Raw genomic sequence first — 16592 nt, forward strand, 5'->3', positions numbered from 1 at the left:
AGTACGCAGACCGAGACTTCACGGCCCGCCTCCTGCGCCAGCTGCTTCAGGCGGATCGCCGCGGCCAGGCCGGCCGGGCCACCGCCCACCACAACGACGTCGTACTCCATCGATTCTCTCGGGCCGTATTGCTCGAGCAGATTCGGATCCATTGAAACTCCTGTTATAACGTTAGAATTCGTGGGTGGAGCCATTTTCCGGGAATGGCGATGACCTCGCAACCGCATATTAATAGCACGATCGTTCGGTTGTGTGGGGCGTTCGCGCTAAAGCCAGCCGCGCACAGGAGGCGACGATGGGCCGTTCGGTGAACTTGGAAGGCAAGGTGGCGATGGTGACAGGGGCGTCGAGCGGGCTCGGCATGCAGTTCGCCTGCGTGCTCGCACAGGCCGGTGCCAAGGTGATTCTGGCGAGCCGGCGAGTGGAGCGTCTCAAGGAGTTGCGCGCTGAAATTGAATCGCAGGGCGGCGCCGCGCATGTCGTGCCGCTCGACGTCACCGACTACGACGCGATTCGCGCCGCCGTTGCCCACGCGGAGACCGAAGCCGGGCCGATCGACATTCTCGTCAACAATTCGGGTGTCTCCACCACGGAGAAGCTCACGGACGTCACCCCGCAAGACTACGATTTCGTCTTCAATACGAATACACGCGGCGCCTTCTTCGTGGCGCAGGAAGTCGCAAAGCGCATGATCCGGCGCGCGAAAGGCGATCCGTCGCGTCAGCATCGCATCATCAACGTCGCCTCGATCGCGGGGACGCGCGCGTTCTCGCAACTTGGCATCTACTGCATGAGCAAGGCGGCGGTCGTCCACATGACACGCGCCATGGCGCTCGAATGGGGCCGTTACAACATCAACGTCAACGCCCTGTGTCCCGGTTACATCGATACCGAGATCAATCATCACCACTGGGAAACCGAAGCCGGACGCAAGCTGATCGAGATGCTGCCACGCCGTCGAGTCGGTGAGCCACGCGATCTCGATGGGCTCATTCTCTTGTTGGCATCGGATGAGTCTCATTTCATCAACGGGGCGATCATGGCGGCCGACGATGGCATGAGCGTCGCCTGAGGCCTGCCGGGCTTGCCGGGCGTGCCGGGTTCGCCTGGCGATACGGAAATTGCGCAGGGCACGGACAAAGCGGCAATCGGGGATTGTCCGGGGGAGTCGCCGGTATTTGTGCGGCGCATAATCGAGCGAAACGGACGGGGTTGACGTCGGATCCCGAATCATCTCGAGGACAAAATGCGTATTTCCGGCTGGCGGCGGCTCGTGGTGGCCGTGCTTGCCCTCATTGTGACGATCACGCCGGCGACGGCGCAAACCTACAAGGCAGAATACTCGCTGTCGATGATGCCCGACACGGAATCGCCGTGGGGCAGGGGGTGCGTCTTGTGGGCGGATCTCGTGCGTGAACGTACGCAAGGGCGTATCAATATCAAGCTCCATCCGGGCGCTTCGCTGGTCGGCGGGGATCAGACACGCGAATTCAATGCCTTGCGGCAGGGCGTGATCGATATTGCGGTCGGCTCGACGATCAACTGGTCGTCCGCGATCCCCGAGTTCAATCTGTTCTCGTTGCCGTTCATGCTGCGCGATTACCGGTCGCTCGATCGTCTCACGCAAGGCGATATCGGCCGCGAGTTGTTCCGGCGTGTCGAGGAGCAAGGCGTCGTGCCGCTCGCGTGGGGCGAGAACGGATTCCGTCAGCTCAGCAATTCGCGCCGGCCGATCCGGTCCCCCGACGACATGCGCGGACTGCGGTTCCGGGTCGTCGGATCGCTGTTGTTCAACGATATCTTTACCGCGCTCGGCGCGTATCCGACGCAGATGAACTGGAACGACGCGTACCGTGCGCTGCGCATGCGCAAGGTCGACGGCCAGGAGAATCCCATTGCGATCTTCAACAATACGCGACTCGACAAGCTGGGGCAGCGGTACGTGACGATCTGGGACTACGTCGCCGATCCGCTCGTGTTCGTGGTGAATCGCCAGGTGTGGGACAGTTGGTCCGTACAGGATCGAGAGACCGTACGCGAGGCCGCCGTTGAAGCCGCCCGCTTCGAAGTGACGCTGGCGAGGCAGGATCTGCTGGCTTCCAGTCAGTCCATGTGGGACGACCTGGAAGGCCGCGGGGTCAAGGTCACGCGTCTCACGGCCGACGAACGCCAACGTTTCATCGACGCTACGCGGCCCGTGTACCTGAAATGGAAGGCGTTGGTCGGCCGCGACCTGGTCGACAGGGCCGAAACCGCGATCGCCAAGCCGGCGAAACTTGGCAGCCGTGAACCGCCCCCGGGGAAGGGGGCGGGCCGCCGTCTTGGCGGTTGACGTCCTGTGCCAGCTGCGCTATCCCGGCGTTCGCGTCAGTTGCCGAGCAGGCGCTGTACCAGTTCCGTGGCGGTGCCGGCGCCGTATTTCTGCATCAGGCGCGCCCGGTAAATATCGACCGTGCGCGGGCTGATTTCCAGCACCTTTCCGATCTGCTTGCTCGTTTTGCCTTGCACAAGCTGGGCGGCGATTTCGCGCTCGCGCGCCGTCAGGGCGACCGCCACGCGGCGCGTCGCCGAAATATCCTCGAACGTCCACAGTCCCGCCGCATGCGGATCGCTCACGTCGAGCGACCGGCCGGTTACGTGACACCAGAAGAGCTCGCCGCTTGCGCGGCGCATGATCCGTTCGTCCGAATAACTTCCCTGGGCCGTCATGATCGGCGGGATCCGCTCGCCAATCCGCTCGAATTCCTTTGGCGACGGATATAACACTTGAAACGACTGTCCTATCAGGACTTCGGGGCGGTATCCGAAAATTTCCCCGAGTTGCCGGTTGCAGTCCTCGATGATCCGCTGGCGCGAGATCACGAGACCGATGGGGGCGATATGAAAGGCGGTCTGATAGTCGAACGTCGGCATGGCGGGCAATGGATGGCGGGCGGGCACCCGGGCAAAGCCGGCGCTGCGGGGCGTTTTGGCGCCATGCGCGCGGCAGGATATGTAATTTCACGTATTGTGCCTGATTGGTGCGGCACCGTAAGCTTTATGATCGCATGACGGGCGCCGCCGTCCGCGGGCAGTCGTCGGCCCGCGACGGGAATTTCGCGCGCGGCACGCGGCATAATTCGATTTCCAACCGAGGTTAAAGGGACGAGAGGGACAACACGATGAACAAGGTATACGCAAGCGCCAAAGAGGCGCTCGCCGGCGTCGTCGCGGATGGTCAGACGTTGGCCGTCGGCGGCTTCGGCCTGTGCGGCATTCCGGAGGCCCTGATCGCCGCCCTGCGCGACTCGGGTGTCAAGCAACTGACCTGCATCAGCAATAACGCCGGCGTTGACGGCTTCGGTCTCGGCCTGTTGCTGGAAACGCGTCAGATCAAGAAGATGATTTCGTCGTACGTCGGCGAAAACAAGGAGTTCGAGCGCCAGTATCTCTCCGGCGAGCTTGAACTCGAATTCACGCCGCAAGGCACGCTCGCGGAGAAACTGCGTGCCGGTGGCGCGGGCATTCCGGCGTTCTTCACGAAGACGGGCGTGGGTACCGTCGTGGCCGAAGGCAAGGACGTTCGCGAGTTCGACGGCGAAACATACGTCATGGAACGCTCGCTGCGCGCCGATGTTGCCCTCGTCAAGGCCTGGAAGGCCGACCGCTCCGGCAACCTGGTGTTCCGTCGCACTGCCCGCAACTTTAATCCGATGGCCGCGATGGCCGGCAAGATTACGATCGCAGAAGTCGAGGAACTGGTCGACACCGGCACCCTCGATCCGGACGCAGTTCACTTGCCCGGCATTTTCGTGCAACGCATCGTCCTCAATGCGAACCCCGAAAAGCGCATCGAACAACGCACGGTACGTGCCAAATAAGCGGCGAGAACCAGGAGATAACCATGGCATGGAATCGTGAAGAAATGGCCGCGCGCGCCGCGCGCGAGCTGCAGGACGGCTTTTACGTCAATCTGGGCATCGGCTTGCCAACGCTTGTCGCCAACCATGTGCCAGACGGCATGGAGGTCTGGTTGCAATCCGAAAACGGCCTGCTGGGCATTGGCCCGTTCCCGACCGAAGACGAAGTCGATGCCGACATGATCAACGCAGGCAAGCAGACGGTAACGACGTTGCCAGGTTCGTCGATCTTTTCATCAGCGGATTCGTTCGCGATGATTCGCGGGGGGCACATCAATCTGGCGATCCTCGGCGCGATGCAGGTCAGCGAAAAGGGTGACCTGGCGAACTGGATGATCCCGGGCAAGATGATCAAGGGCATGGGCGGTGCGATGGACCTCGTCGCCGGCGTCAAGCGTGTGGTCGTGCTGATGGAGCACGTGGCGAAGGGCGATGCACACAAAATCCTGAAGTCGTGCGATCTGCCGTTGACGGGCGTGGGCGTGGTCAATCGCATCATCACCGACCTCGGCGTGATCGATGTGACGCCGAACGGCTTGAAGCTGGTCGAACTGGCGTCGGGCGTGACGAAGGAAGAGATTCAGCAGAAAACCGGTGCGCCGCTCGACGTGAGCGGCGTCTGACTGCGCAAGGCAAGGCGTCGGCGGGCTTGCTGAGGGTGCCGCGGGAACGTTGAGCCCGCGGCACTGTGGAAGGCGAAACGGGCGGGGATTTCCCCGCCCGTTTTGTATTGCCGCGGTGCGCTGCCGCGACGTTGCCGGCAAAGCGGCGGGCATTGGCGAGTTTTGATTGAGGAATACCCAACCCGTCAGGCGCGGTAGAATTCGGTCTGAGCCCACCACTTTTTCCGCGTTGCGGAAGACACCCTATGCCCACGACCTCGCCCCGCCTGTCCAGCGTTCAGTGCCTGAGTCCATCGGGCTTGCACCGCGTGGCCTATGCTGAGTGGGGCGATCCCGCCAACCCGCGCGTGCTTGTGTGCGTGCATGGCCTCACCCGCAGCGGCCGCGATTTCGACATTCTGGCGCAAGCCTTTGCCGACGAATACCGCGTGGTGTGTCCCGACATTGTCGGCCGCGGTCAGTCGGACTGGCTGCGCAATCCCGCCGGTTATGCCATCCCGCAATATGTGGCCGACATGGTGTCACTGCTCGCACGCCTGGATGTGGAGACCGTCGACTGGTTCGGCACGTCGATGGGCGGGCTGATCGGTCTTGGCCTGGCGGGGCTGCCGGACTCGCCGATTCGCAAATTGCTGCTCAACGACGTGGGGCCGAGACTGGATGCAGCGGCCTTGGGGCGCATCGCAGAGTATCTCGGCCAGCCGGCGGCTTTTGCGACGGATGCCGAAGCGCTCGACTATCTCTGGTCGATTTCGTCGTCATTCGGTCCGCATACGCCGGAAGAATGGCGTGCGCTGAATATGCCGCTGCTGCGCCGCGATGGCGACGCGTGGACCTTGCGCTACGACCCGGCGATCGCCGTGCCGTTCACGGCGGTGACAGCCGAGACGGCCGCTGCGGGCGAAGCCATGCTGTGGTCGGCGCTGGAGGCGTTCCCCGGCGAGATCATGGTGGTGCGTGGCGAGCACTCGGACCTGCTGTCCAGTGAGACGGCGGCCGAAATGGTGCAGCGGGGCCAACACGTGCGCAGCGTCGAAATCCAGGGCGTGGGGCATGCGCCGACCTTCGTGCGCCCTGGACAAATTCGCGTCGCGCGAGAATTTTTTGACGATCAAGCCGTCTGACAAGGCTTTTTCGAGGAGTCCTATATCATGGCAGTACAACGTTTTTATGTAGAGCGCCGCTGGTCCGACATGGCCGTGCACAATGGCACCGTCTATCTGGCTGGCCAGGTCTCCGAGGACCGCACGCAGGACATCACCGGCCAGACGCGCGAGGTGCTCGGCCACATCGACCGGCTGCTGGCTGAGGCCAACAGCGATAAATCGCTGATCCTGACGTGCCAGATCTACATCGCCGACATGAAATATTTTGGCGAAATGAATCAGGTATGGGACGAGTGGGTGCCCGCCGGCAATGCGCCGCCGCGCGCCACTGTACAGGCATTGCTGGCTGATCCGGCAATGCTGATCGAGATCGTGGTGACGGCGGCGCAACGCGACCGCTGACCGCCTGCAGGTTTTTCGGGGCTTCGCGGCTTCGTATTCAGACATGACGAATTTCCCTTCGCCCGCCGCGCCGCATTCGCCGGCTGCGGCGCCATTGCCCGCGACGCTCGACGACGCGCTCGCCTTCGCGGAAGCTTTGGCGGGCGATGCCACGCTGTCCTCGGGCGAGCCGGTCATGGCGCACGCGCGCGGCATGCTGGCCATTCTCGACACGCTACGTGTCGACGAAGCGACCCATCAGGCGGCCGCCCTGTTTTCGGCAGCGGAGTATCTGCCGAACGCCGAGGAGACGCTGACGCAGAAATTCGGCGCCGAAGTCGCGGCGCTGGTGGTCGACGTGCGCAAGCTGCAGCGCTTGTCGGGCGCCGGTTCGCGCGCGGCGCAGGCCATGCCGCAAGGTGGCCGGGACCGCGACGGCATTGCCGAGCGCAAGGCGCAGGTCGAGGCGTTGCGCAAGATGTTGCTCGCCTTCGCGCAGGACATCCGGGTGGTGATGATCCGGCTGGCCTCGCGCCTGCGCACCTTGCGCTGGTATGCGGCGGAAAAGCGCGAGCCGCCTGCCGACGTGCCGCACGAAGTGCTCGAGATCTACGCACCGCTGGCGAACCGGCTCGGCATCTGGCAGCTCAAGTGGGAGCTCGAAGACCTCGCTTTCCGCTTCCAGCAGCCGGTGACTTACAAGCGCATCGCCAAGCTGCTCGACGAAAAGCGCGTCGAACGTCAGACATACATTCATGGGGCTATCGGCCGCCTGCAGCGGGAACTCGAACGCGCGGGCGTGAAGGCCGAGGTGTCGGGGCGCCCGAAGCATATCTACAGCATCTGGCGCAAGATGCGCGGCAAGGAGGTCGACTTCGCGGAACTGTACGACGTGCGCGCGTTTCGCGTCATCGTCGACGACGTGAAGGATTGCTATACGGTGCTGGGCATCGTCCATAACCTCTGGCAGCCGATTCCGAAAGAGTTCGACGATTACATCTCGCGTCCGAAGCCGAACGGCTACAAGTCGCTGCATACCGTGGTCATCGGCGACGACGGCCGGGCGTTCGAAGTGCAGATCCGGACGCACGAGATGCATCATTTCGCCGAATATGGTATTGCGGCGCACTGGCGCTACAAGGAAGCCGGGCAGCGCGGCTATGGCGGCACATTTGCCGCGAACGAAGCGTATGACGAGAAAATCGCGTGGTTGCGCCAATTGCTGGCGTGGAAGGACGACGTCTCCGACACCGTCGGTGGCGAAGCGGCCGCCCAGCCGTGGGAGCAACTCAAGCGCGCCACGATCGACGACCACATCTACGTTCTCACACCGCAGGCGCGCGTGATCGCGCTGCCGCAGGGGGCGACGCCGATCGATTTTGCGTACCACCTGCACTCGGAACTGGGGCATCGCTGCCGGGGCGCGCGCGTCGACGGCGCCATGGTGCCGCTGAACACGCCACTGCAGAACGGGCAAACCGTCGAAATCGTGGCGGTGAAACAGGGCGGCCCGTCGCGGGATTGGCTTAACCCGCAACTCGGGTATCTGCAAAGCCATCGCGCCCGCCAGAAGGTGCGGGCGTGGTTCAATGCGATCGATCTCGAAGAGACTATCGCGCACGGCCGCACGCTGATCGACAAGACCTTGCAGCGCGAGGGCAAGACGTCCGTCAATCTTGAGGAATTGGCGGCGCGCCTGGGCTTCAAGACGCCGGATGAACTGTATGCGTCGGTCGCCAAGGACGAATTCAGCCTGCGTCACGTGGAGCAGGCGCTGACGGGCAACGGCCCGGCGAGCGATGCGCGCGACGAGGATACCGTCGTCGCCAAGAAGAGTCTCGAAACGAGCGTGGCCCAGGGGGCAAAGAGCGGTGTGCTGGTCGTCGGCGTCGGCGCCTTGCTGACGCAGTTGGCCAAATGCTGCCGGCCGGCGCCGCCGGACCTGATCGTCGGGTTCGTTACGCGCGGCAAGGGTGTGTCGATTCACCGGCAGGACTGCCCGAGCTTTGCGTCGATGCAGGCGCGGGCGCCCGAGCGCGTGATCAACACGGCGTGGTCGGGGGATGTCCTGGAGGGACGGGGCGAGGCGGCGTATCCGGTCGACATCCAGATCGAGGCGAGCGACCGCCAAGGGCTGCTGCGCGATATCTCGGAAGTATTCTCGCGCGAAAAGCTCAACGTAACGGGCGTCAACACCCAGTCGCGCGCGTCGCAGGCGTTCATGCAATTTACGGTGGAAGTGCGCGACGCCGGGCAATTGCAGCGTGCGCTGTCGCAATTGACGAATGTCAACGGCGTCGTCTCGGCGCGGCGAAAGTAGGGGGCGAACCCATTCGGCCGGTGCCTGCGCGTCCACAGCGCAATAACCCCTTGGCGGTTGCCCAAAATCTTGTTACAATCGCGTTCTCTTGAAATAGGCTCGTAGCTCAGCTGGTTAGAGCACCACCTTGACATGGTGGGGGTCGTTGGTTCGAGTCCAATCGAGCCTACCAACGAATTGGATGCATTGCAGTCCACAAGACACACAGACGAAGAGGCAGATACGCTCATGACCACCCGAACTTTCACAGCAGTGAAAGGGCGACGCTAGTCGAGGGTGTTTTTCGTCTGAAAGCAAGTAGTGAAGACGGCCTCGACGACAAGTCGAGGCCGTTTTTTTTCGTCGCTTTGCTCTTGTCTGGACTGGGATATTGCCGCGCGGCATGCGTCGCGCGTGACGTTTTAGCGCATGGGAGTGCGAGATGATTTCGGTACGATTGCCTGACGGTTCGCAACGCCAGTTTGAAGCGCCGCTGACGGTGGCGCAGGTTGCCGCGTCGATCGGCGCCGGTTTGGCCAAGGCGGCCTTGGCCGGCAAGGTTGACGGCCAGCTCGTCGACACGTCTTACCTGATCGATCACGATATCGATCTGGCCATCGTCACCGACCGCGATGCGGAGGGCCTCGAGGTCATCCGCCATTCGACGGCGCACTTGCTGGCCTATGCCGTCAAGGAGCTGTTTCCCGAGGCGCAAGTGACGATCGGCCCGGTGATCGAGAACGGCTTCTACTACGATTTCTCGTTCCATCGCCCGTTCACGCCGGAAGATCTCGAAGCCATCGAGAAGAAGATGCACGAGCTCGCCAAGAAAGACGAGCCGGTCACGCGCGAAGTCCTGAACCGCGACGAGGCGGTCGCGCTGTTTCAGTCGATGGGCGAGAAGTACAAGGCTGAAATCATCGAGTCGATCCCCGTGGATCAGGAAATCGGGCTGTATCGCGAAGGCAGGTTCATCGACCTGTGCCGGGGCCCGCACGTTCCGTCCACCGGCAAGCTCAAGGTCTTCAAGCTCATGAAGGTGGCCGGCGCCTACTGGCGCGGCGACTCGAGCAACGAGCAACTGCAGCGCATTTACGGCACGGCCTGGACCCGCAAGGAAGACCAGGAAGCCTATCTGCACATGCTCGAAGAGGCCGAGAAGCGCGATCACCGCAAACTCGGCCGCTCGCTCGACCTGTTCCATATGCAGGAAGAGGCGCCGGGGCTGGTGTTCTGGCACCCGAAGGGCTGGACCCTGTGGCAGCAGATCGAGCAGTACATGCGCCGCATCTATCGCGACAACGGGTATCAGGAAGTGAAGGGCCCGCAGATTCTCGACCGCACGTTGTGGGAGAAGTCGGGCCACTGGCAGAACTACAAGGACAATATGTTCACGACGGAATCGGAGAATCGCCACTACGCGATCAAGCCGATGAACTGTCCGGGGCATATCCAGATCTTCAATTCGTCGCTCCATAGCTATCGCGACCTGCCGCTGCGCTACGGCGAATTCGGCCAGTGCCACCGCAATGAGCCCTCTGGCGCGCTGCATGGCCTGATGCGCGTGCGCGGCTTCACGCAGGACGACGGCCACATTTTCTGTACGGAAGACCAGATCCTGGAAGAGTGCGTGAACTACACGGCGCTGCTTCAGGCGGTTTATCGCGATTTCGGCTTCACAGACATCATTTACAAGGTCGCGACGCGCCCGCCCAATCGCGTCGGCACCGACGAGGGCTGGGACAAGGCCGAGTTCGCGCTGATGGAATCGCTGCGCCGTTCGGGTTGTGAGTTCGTGATCTCCGAGGGCGACGGGGCGTTCTACGGTCCGAAGATCGAGTACACGCTCAAGGATGCGTTGGGTCGCCAGTGGCAGTGCGGTACCATGCAGGTCGATTTCTCGATGCCGGAGCGGCTGGACGCCGAGTACGTGGCGGAGGACAACAGCCGCAAGCGTCCCGTCATGCTGCACCGGGCGATCCTCGGCTCGCTCGAACGCTTCATCGGCATCTTGATTGAGCACCATGCTGGTGCATTGCCGACGTGGCTCGCGCCGGAGCAGGTTTTCGTGCTCAATATCGCCGAAAGTCAGGCCGATTACGCGCACAATGTTGCCCAAATGTTGAAAAAACAAGGGTTTAGGGCGAGGGCGGATTTGCGCAACGAGAAAATTAGCTATAAAATACGCGAGCACACGTTGCAAAAAGTTCCCTATCTTTTGGTAGTGGGCGATAAAGAGCGTGAGGCCAATACGGTAGCCGTGCGTGCTCGTGGCGGCGTGGATCTGGGCGTCATGTCCGTTGAAACGCTTCAGGAACGTCTTGCGCAGGAATGCGCGTCGTTCCAATAATCGCCACCGGTCAGCGCGGCTTAATTTTTGAATTTTTAGAGGATACGCAACATCGCTACCGAGAAGTCGCATCGCCTCAACGGCGAAATAACTGCGCCGGAAGTGCGTCTGGTTGGGGTCGACGGTGAGCCGATCGGCATCGTGAAACTGGCCGAGGCCTTCAAGTTGTCCGAAGAGCAGGACGTCGATCTCGTGGAAATTGCGCCGCAGGCGCAACCGCCGGTCTGCCGCCTGATGGACTACGGCAAGTTCAAATATCAGGAACAGAAGAAGGCGCACGAGGCCAAGCTCAAGCAAAAGATCGTTCAGATCAAGGAAGTCAAATTCCGGCCTGGCACCGACGACGGCGACTACAACGTCAAGTTGCGTAACGCGAAACGATTCCTGATGGAAGACGGAGATAAGGTGAAAATCACCCTGCGTTTCCGTGGTCGCGAAATGGCCCACCAGGAAATCGGCATGCGCATGCTGGAGCGTCTGCGTGTTGATCTGGAAGAAGCCGCCCAGGTTGAGCAGATGCCGAAGATGGAAGGGCGCCAGATGATCATGGTGCTCTCGCCGAAGCGAAAGTAATCATTGTGTGATCCGTTCTGACGGCGCCGTGTGGCGGCGTCAGGGCAGCAAGTTTGCTTCGGCCGCTTCTTGAGGGCGGCCGTCGTAAAAAAAACAGGGTGCGGTACAGACCCTGATTCCAAGTGGCCACAGGTCCAACAAGGGACGCAATCTTTTCTTGCGTCACACCTGTGCTCATATAAAACCGGAGTTTTTCATGCCCAAGATGAAAACCAAGAGCGGTGCCAAGAAGCGCTTTCGCGTGCGTCCTGGCGGTACCGTCAAGCGTGGTCAGGCTTTCAAGCGTCACATTCTGACGAAGAAAACCACCAAGAATAAGCGTCACCTGCGCGGTGCCGTCGGCGTTCATGATTCCGATCTGAACTCCGTACGCGCAATGCTGCCCTTCGCTTAAACCCCGACTTTTAGGAGAGAAACATGCCTCGAGTCAAACGTGGGGTCACCGCACGGGCCCGTCATAAGAAAGTCATCGCTCAAGCCAAGGGTTTCCGCGGCCGCCGCAATAACGTCTTCCGCATCGCCAAGCAAGCGGTCATGCGCGCCGGGCAATACGCCTATCGCGATCGCCGCAACAAGAAGCGCGTGTTCCGCGCCTTGTGGATTGCGCGTATCAACGCAGGTGTGCGTCAGCACGGCATGACCTACAGCGTGTTCATCGCTGGTCTGAAGAAGGCCTCGATCGAGCTCGACCGTAAGGTGCTGTCCGACATGGCCATCAACGACAAGCCGGCATTTGCCGCAGTTGTCGCCCAGGTGAAAGCCGCCGTCGCAGCCTGAAGCTGTACCGTTAGCGTTTAGCGCGTAAGCGCCAATCGCCATGAGGGGGCTCTCATCGAGCCCCCTTTTGTTTTCAGCCTGTCCTTGCGGCTTTGAGGCCGCGCAACTTGAGCCTGTAGCTTATGGATCTGGAACCCATTGTCAGCGAAGCGCAGCGTGCGTTCGCCGCCGCTTCCGACGCCGCCGCGCTGGAAAACGAGAAAGCGCGTTTCCTCGGCAAGACCGGACAACTGACCGAACTGCTCAAAGGGCTGGGCAAGCTCGATCCCGAGGCCCGCAAGAGCGAAGGCGCCCGGATCAACGCCGCCAAGCAACAGATCGAAGCCGCGCTGCAAGCGCGCCGTCAGGCGTTGAACGACGCGTTGCTGAACGCGCGTCTGGCCGCCGAAGCCATCGATGTTACGCTGCCTGGCCGCGGTCCTTCGCGCGGCAGCCTGCACCCGGTGTTGACCACCTGGGAGCGCGTCGAGCAAATCTTCCGTTCAATCGGTTTCGACGTGGCCGACGGCCCCGAAATCGAAACGGACTGGTTCAATTTCACCGCGTTGAATAGCCCGGAGAATCATCCGGCCCGTTCGATGCAGGACACCTTCTACGTCGAGGGCAACGACGATGACGGCAAGCCGCTGCTGCTGCGCACGCACACGAGCCCGATGCAGGTGCGCTACGCGCGCATGAACAAGCCGCCCATCAAGGTGATCGCGCCGGGCCGCACGTATCGCGTTGACTCCGATGCAACCCACTCGCCGATGTTCCATCAGGTCGAAGGCCTGTGGATCGCCGAGGACATCAGCTTTGCCGACCTGAAGGGCGTCTATACCGATTTCCTGCGCAAGTTCTTCGAGCGCGATGACATCCAGGTGCGTTTCCGTCCGTCGTACTTCCCGTTTACGGAACCGTCGGCCGAGATCGACATGGCGTTCGAAAGCGGCAAGAACGCTGGCAAGTGGCTCGAAATCTCGGGCTCGGGCCAGGTGCATCCGTCGGTCGTGCGCAACATGGGACTCGATCCGGAACGCTACATCGGCTTCGCGTTCGGCTCCGGCCTGGAGCGCCTGGCGATGTTGCGCTACGGTGTACAGGACTTGCGCCTGTTCTACGAGAACGATCTGCGCTTCCTGCGCCAATTCATGTAACGCATGTCGTGGCCTCGGCCTGGCGCGCCTCTCCGCTGCCGGCCGGGAAAGACATTGAAGACTTTATTGCGAGCGAACTGATCCATGCAATTCTCTGAATCGTGGCTGCGTACCCTGGTTGACCCGGACCTGTCGACCGACGCGCTGGCGCATGCCCTGACCATGTCCGGCCTCGAAGTCGAGGAGACCGAACCGGTCGCGCCGCCGTTCTCCGGCGTCGTCGTGGCCAAAGTGCTCGAGGTCGCCAAACATCCCAACGCCGACCGCTTGAACGTGTGTCAGGTGGACGCCGGCACCGGTACGCCGCTGACCATCGTTTGCGGTGCGCCGAATGTAGCCGCCGGAATCAAGGTGCCGTGCGCCATGGTCGGCGCCGAGCTGCCGCCATCCGAGCCGGGTGGTGCGCCGTTCGCGATCAAGGTCGGCAAGCTGCGCGGCGTGGAAAGCAGCGGCATGCTGTGCTCGGCCCGTGAACTGAAGCTGTCGGAAGATCATGGCGGCCTGCTGATCCTGCCGGAAGACGCCCCCGTGGGCACCAACATCCGCGCGTATCTCGATCTCGACGATACCGTGTTTACCGTCAAGCTGACACCGAACAAGGCCGACTGCCTGTCGGTGCTGGGTGTTGCGCGCGAGGTCGCCGCGATCACCGGCGCGCCATTGGCCGCGTTGCCGGGGCAGGGCACGGTGCCCAAGGCGGCCATCGCCGATACGTTCCCGGTGCGCATCAGTGCGCCCGATGGCTGCGGCCGTTTCGGCGGACGCATCATCCGCAACGTCAACGCTGCTGCGCCCTCGCCGCGCTGGATGGTCGAACGCCTCGAGCGTGCTGGCCAGCGCAGCATTTCGGCACTCGTTGACATTACCAATTACGTCATGCTCGAGTTGGGTCAGCCGTTGCACGTGTATGACCTGAATCGTCTGCAGGGCGGCATCGACGTACGCTTCGGCCGTGCCGGCGAAACCCTCAAGCTGCTCAATGAACAGACCGTCAGCCTTGATGAATCCGTGCTCGCCATTACCGATGCGAGCGGGCCGATCGGCCTTGCCGGCATCATGGGCGGCGATTCGACGAAAGCCGGGCTCGACACGCAGAACATCTTCCTGGAAGGCGCGTTCTTCTATCCGCAAGCCATTCAGGGCCGTGCCCGCAAGTTCAATTTCGGGAGCGACGCGTCGCACCGTTTCGAACGCGGCGTCGATTTCGACATGAACGTGCGCGCGCTCGAACGCGCGACGCAACTCGTGCTTGATATCTGCGGCGGCCAGGCCGGCCCGCTCGAAGATCTGGTCGCCAAGCTGCCGGAACGCAAACCGGTGCAGATGCGCGTGGCGCGTGCCGTCAAGATTCTTGGCGTGCCGGTCACGGAAGCGGAGATGGCCGAAATCTTCACGCGCCTCGGCCTGTCGTTCGTGCTGCGCGACGGTGTGTTCGACGTCACGCCGCCGTCGTATCGCTTCGACATCGAGATCGAGGAAGACCTGATCGAGGAAGTCGCACGGATCTATGGCTTCGACCGCATTCCGGCCAATCCGCCGGTGGCGGCCAGCGCCATGCGCTCGACCCAGGAAGGCCGCCGCTCGCAACACGTGCTGCGTCACGCCATCGCCGCGCGCGACTATCAGGAAACAGTGGGCTTCAGTTTTGTCGACGCCGAGTGGGAAGCCGACTTCGGCGGCAATGCGAATCCGATTCGTCTGCTCAATCCGATCGCGAATCAGCTGGCCGTGATGCGTTCGACGCTCATCGGCAGCCTCGTGAGCGCGGCGCGCTACAACCTGAACCGCAAGGCCACGCGCGTGCGTGTCTTCGAGATCGGCCGCACTTATCATCGCGACGACGCAGTGAAGTCGGGCGAACTCACGGTTGGCGGCTATCGCCAGCCGCTGACGGTCACCGCCCTGGCTTACGGTCCGGTGGCGGAGGAGCAGTGGGGCTTGCCGACGCGTCAGATCGACTTCTTCGACGTGAAGGGCGATCTCGAGGCGCTGCTCGCGCCGCGCGCCGCACGTTTCGTCAAGGGTGAACACCCGGCACTGCACCCGGGCCGCAGTGCCGCGATCGAGATCGACGGCAAGCGCGTCGGCTGGATTGGCGAGCTGCATCCGCGCTGGCTGCAAAAGTACGACCTGCCGCATGCGCCGGTCGTGTTCGAGATCGAAGCCGAAGCGCTGTTTGATCGCGACGTGCCGACCTACCGGGAAATTTCGAAGTTCCCGCCGGTCGCCCGCGATATCGCGCTCGTCGTCCCGCAGGACCAGGCGGTGCAGCCGCTGATTGACGCGATGCTCGCCGCACGTGCCGATGACCTGGCTTGCCGCGTCGTTCAGGACGTGGCGCTGTTCGACGAATTCCGTCCGAAAGCCGGTTCCACAGGCACTTCCGGGGGGCTCGGCGCACAGGACAAAAGCCTGGCGTTTCGTGTTACCCTGCAAGACACCGCCGGTACCTTGCAGGACGAGACCGTCGACCGCGCCATCGCAGCGCTGGTTCAGCGGGTTGGGGACGCGTTCGGCGCACGGTTGCGTGCGTAAGCGTTGTAGAGTCTGGTCGCGAGGAATAATTCGCACTGTCATCGCCACCGCGTGGGACGTATGAACGAAATGAATCCGGGTGAATTTGAAGCCATGCTGGCCGCGCAACGTATTGCGCTGGGGCGCAACGACGTTGCCGATGTACCGCTCGATGCGCCTACGTTGACGAAGGCCGAATTGGCCGAGTTGTTGTTCGAGCATGTCGGACTCAACAAGCGTGAAGCCAAGGATATGGTCGAAGCGTTTTTTGAGTCGATTCGCGATGCGCTCGAGAGCGGCGACAGCGTCAAGCTGTCCGGTTTCGGCAACTTCCAGTTGCGCGACAAACCGCAACGTCCGGGCCGCAATCCGAAGACCGGCGAGGCGATTCCCATCGCCGCGCGCCGCGTTGTCACCTTCCATGCCAGCCAGAAGCTGAAATCGATGGTGGAGACCGGCGAACTGAGCAAGTAAGCCACCTCGGCCGCCATCCTCCGGCGGCCGTCAAACCCAAACATCCTCCGAGAGCGCTGACGCTGCGATGGATCACGTTGCCCTGCCGCCGATTCCCGCCAAGCGTTACTTCACCATCGGTGAGGTGAGCGAATTGTGTGGCGTCAAGCCGCACGTATTGCGTTACTGGGAGCAGGAATTCACGCAGTTGCGCCCGGTGAAGCGGCGCGGCAACCGCCGTTACTATCAGCACCATGAAGTGCTGCTCATCCGCCGCATCCGCGAACTGCTCTACGAGCAAGGCTTCACGATCAATGGTGCGCGCAACCGGCTCGAAGCCGACTCGCCCCGCAGCGGCCGTGCGCCCGCCGGGCCCGCCGTGACCGGCGACGATACGTTGAGCATGCCGGAACTGCGCGTGCGCCTGCAGGACGTTCTCGATCTTCTCAAAACCTGAAATTGGGGATTGTCCGGATATGGC

The 16592-nt window shown here is 62.3% G+C and carries 17 protein-coding genes and 1 tRNA gene; 16 read left to right on the plus strand and 2 right to left on the minus strand.

Annotated elements, in window-relative coordinates; all coding sequences use genetic code 11:
* Positions 1-194 (minus strand): FAD-dependent oxidoreductase (locus tag PTE30175_RS23055; protein WP_191629191.1); only part of this gene is annotated, 194 nt, incomplete at its 3' end.
* A gap of 101 nt (positions 195-295) precedes the next feature.
* Here PTE30175_RS23055 and PTE30175_RS23060 point away from each other — a divergent pair.
* Both PTE30175_RS23060 and PTE30175_RS23065 read left to right on the plus strand, forming a co-directional pair.
* Positions 296-1072 carry an SDR family oxidoreductase gene (locus PTE30175_RS23060; protein ID WP_150699414.1) on the plus strand — a complete coding sequence of 259 codons (777 nt, stop codon included), beginning with the start codon at positions 296-298 and terminating at the stop codon, positions 1070-1072.
* A gap of 174 nt (positions 1073-1246) precedes the next feature.
* Positions 1247-2332 (plus strand): DctP family TRAP transporter solute-binding subunit, encoded by a 1086-nt coding sequence (locus PTE30175_RS23065; protein WP_150699415.1) that lies wholly within the window; start codon positions 1247-1249, stop codon positions 2330-2332.
* 35 nt (positions 2333-2367) lie between these two features.
* On the opposite strand, the gene PTE30175_RS23070 is transcribed toward PTE30175_RS23065, so the two are convergent.
* Positions 2368-2913: a LuxR C-terminal-related transcriptional regulator gene (locus tag PTE30175_RS23070; protein WP_150699416.1), complete on the minus strand. Its 546-nt coding sequence runs from the start codon at positions 2911-2913 to the stop codon at positions 2368-2370.
* 248 nt (positions 2914-3161) lie between these two features.
* On the opposite strand from PTE30175_RS23070, the gene PTE30175_RS23075 reads away from it, so the two are divergent.
* The 14 genes from PTE30175_RS23075 to PTE30175_RS23140 all read left to right on the plus strand — a co-directional run bounded on the left by PTE30175_RS23075 (position 3162) and on the right by PTE30175_RS23140 (position 16568).
* On the plus strand, positions 3162-3860 hold the full coding sequence (locus PTE30175_RS23075; RefSeq protein WP_150699417.1) for a CoA transferase subunit A: 699 nt from the start codon (positions 3162-3164) through the stop codon (positions 3858-3860).
* A 23-nt stretch (positions 3861-3883) separates the two neighbouring features.
* Positions 3884-4522 carry a CoA transferase subunit B gene (locus PTE30175_RS23080; RefSeq protein ID WP_150699418.1) on the plus strand — a complete coding sequence of 213 codons (639 nt, stop codon included), beginning with the start codon at positions 3884-3886 and terminating at the stop codon, positions 4520-4522.
* 245 nt (positions 4523-4767) lie between these two features.
* Positions 4768-5646 (plus strand): alpha/beta fold hydrolase, encoded by an 879-nt coding sequence (locus tag PTE30175_RS23085; protein ID WP_150699419.1) that lies wholly within the window; start codon positions 4768-4770, stop codon positions 5644-5646.
* A 27-nt stretch (positions 5647-5673) separates the two neighbouring features.
* The gene (locus tag PTE30175_RS23090; protein WP_150699420.1) at positions 5674-6030 is read left to right on the plus strand and encodes a RidA family protein; all 357 of its coding nucleotides are present in this window, start codon (positions 5674-5676) and stop codon (positions 6028-6030) included.
* Between the two features lie 43 nt (positions 6031-6073).
* Positions 6074-8329: a RelA/SpoT family protein gene (locus PTE30175_RS23095; RefSeq protein ID WP_150699421.1), complete on the plus strand. Its 2256-nt coding sequence runs from the start codon at positions 6074-6076 to the stop codon at positions 8327-8329.
* A gap of 95 nt (positions 8330-8424) precedes the next feature.
* A tRNA-Val gene (locus PTE30175_RS23100) sits at positions 8425-8501 on the plus strand.
* A 249-nt stretch (positions 8502-8750) separates the two neighbouring features.
* Entirely contained in the window at positions 8751-10658 is a 1908-nt protein-coding gene (gene thrS, locus PTE30175_RS23105) for a threonine--tRNA ligase (RefSeq protein WP_150699422.1), read from the plus strand.
* Positions 10659-10700: 42 nt separating this feature from the next.
* Positions 10701-11231 (plus strand): translation initiation factor IF-3, encoded by a 531-nt coding sequence (gene infC, locus PTE30175_RS23110; protein ID WP_224788939.1) that lies wholly within the window; start codon positions 10701-10703, stop codon positions 11229-11231.
* A gap of 196 nt (positions 11232-11427) precedes the next feature.
* Positions 11428-11625, plus strand: a complete 198-nt coding sequence (rpmI, locus tag PTE30175_RS23115; protein ID WP_150699424.1) for a 50S ribosomal protein L35 — start codon at positions 11428-11430, stop codon at positions 11623-11625.
* A 23-nt stretch (positions 11626-11648) separates the two neighbouring features.
* A complete protein-coding gene (gene rplT / locus PTE30175_RS23120) occupies positions 11649-12008 on the plus strand; it encodes a 50S ribosomal protein L20 (protein ID WP_150699425.1) in 360 nt (119 codons plus the stop codon).
* A gap of 122 nt (positions 12009-12130) precedes the next feature.
* The gene (gene pheS / locus PTE30175_RS23125) at positions 12131-13144 is read left to right on the plus strand and encodes a phenylalanine--tRNA ligase subunit alpha (protein WP_150699426.1); all 1014 of its coding nucleotides are present in this window, start codon (positions 12131-12133) and stop codon (positions 13142-13144) included.
* Between the two features lie 84 nt (positions 13145-13228).
* Entirely contained in the window at positions 13229-15679 is a 2451-nt protein-coding gene (gene pheT / locus PTE30175_RS23130; RefSeq protein WP_150699427.1) for a phenylalanine--tRNA ligase subunit beta, read from the plus strand.
* 60 nt (positions 15680-15739) lie between these two features.
* Complete coding sequence (locus tag PTE30175_RS23135; RefSeq protein WP_150699428.1) at positions 15740-16132, plus strand: integration host factor subunit alpha; 393 nt, start codon at positions 15740-15742, stop codon at positions 16130-16132.
* A gap of 67 nt (positions 16133-16199) precedes the next feature.
* Positions 16200-16568 (plus strand): MerR family transcriptional regulator, encoded by a 369-nt coding sequence (locus PTE30175_RS23140; RefSeq protein ID WP_150699429.1) that lies wholly within the window; start codon positions 16200-16202, stop codon positions 16566-16568.
* Positions 16569-16592: the final 24 nt, after the last annotated feature.

It is taken from the genome of Pandoraea terrae, assembly GCF_902459695.1.
Taxonomy (GTDB): Bacteria; Pseudomonadota; Gammaproteobacteria; order Burkholderiales; family Burkholderiaceae; genus Pandoraea; species Pandoraea terrae.

Bases quoted from the DNA above. Each gene is read 5' to 3' on its own strand.
- PTE30175_RS23060 (WP_150699414.1), top strand. From the start codon at position 296: ATGGGCCGTTCGGTGAACTTGGAAGGCAAGGTGGCGATGGTGACAGGG.
- PTE30175_RS23065 (WP_150699415.1), top strand. From the start codon at position 1,247: ATGCGTATTTCCGGCTGGCGGCGGCTCGTGGTGGCCGTGCTTGCCCTC.
- PTE30175_RS23070 (WP_150699416.1), bottom strand. From the start codon at position 2,913: ATGCCGACGTTCGACTATCAGACCGCCTTTCATATCGCCCCCATCGGT.
- PTE30175_RS23075 (WP_150699417.1), top strand. From the start codon at position 3,162: ATGAACAAGGTATACGCAAGCGCCAAAGAGGCGCTCGCCGGCGTCGTC.
- PTE30175_RS23080 (WP_150699418.1), top strand. From the start codon at position 3,884: ATGGCATGGAATCGTGAAGAAATGGCCGCGCGCGCCGCGCGCGAGCTG.
- PTE30175_RS23085 (WP_150699419.1), top strand. From the start codon at position 4,768: ATGCCCACGACCTCGCCCCGCCTGTCCAGCGTTCAGTGCCTGAGTCCA.
- PTE30175_RS23090 (WP_150699420.1), top strand. From the start codon at position 5,674: ATGGCAGTACAACGTTTTTATGTAGAGCGCCGCTGGTCCGACATGGCC.
- PTE30175_RS23095 (WP_150699421.1), top strand. From the start codon at position 6,074: ATGACGAATTTCCCTTCGCCCGCCGCGCCGCATTCGCCGGCTGCGGCG.
- thrS (WP_150699422.1), top strand. From the start codon at position 8,751: ATGATTTCGGTACGATTGCCTGACGGTTCGCAACGCCAGTTTGAAGCG.
- rpmI (WP_150699424.1), top strand. From the start codon at position 11,428: ATGCCCAAGATGAAAACCAAGAGCGGTGCCAAGAAGCGCTTTCGCGTG.
- rplT (WP_150699425.1), top strand. From the start codon at position 11,649: ATGCCTCGAGTCAAACGTGGGGTCACCGCACGGGCCCGTCATAAGAAA.
- pheS (WP_150699426.1), top strand. From the start codon at position 12,131: ATGGATCTGGAACCCATTGTCAGCGAAGCGCAGCGTGCGTTCGCCGCC.
- pheT (WP_150699427.1), top strand. From the start codon at position 13,229: ATGCAATTCTCTGAATCGTGGCTGCGTACCCTGGTTGACCCGGACCTG.
- PTE30175_RS23135 (WP_150699428.1), top strand. From the start codon at position 15,740: ATGAACGAAATGAATCCGGGTGAATTTGAAGCCATGCTGGCCGCGCAA.
- PTE30175_RS23140 (WP_150699429.1), top strand. From the start codon at position 16,200: ATGGATCACGTTGCCCTGCCGCCGATTCCCGCCAAGCGTTACTTCACC.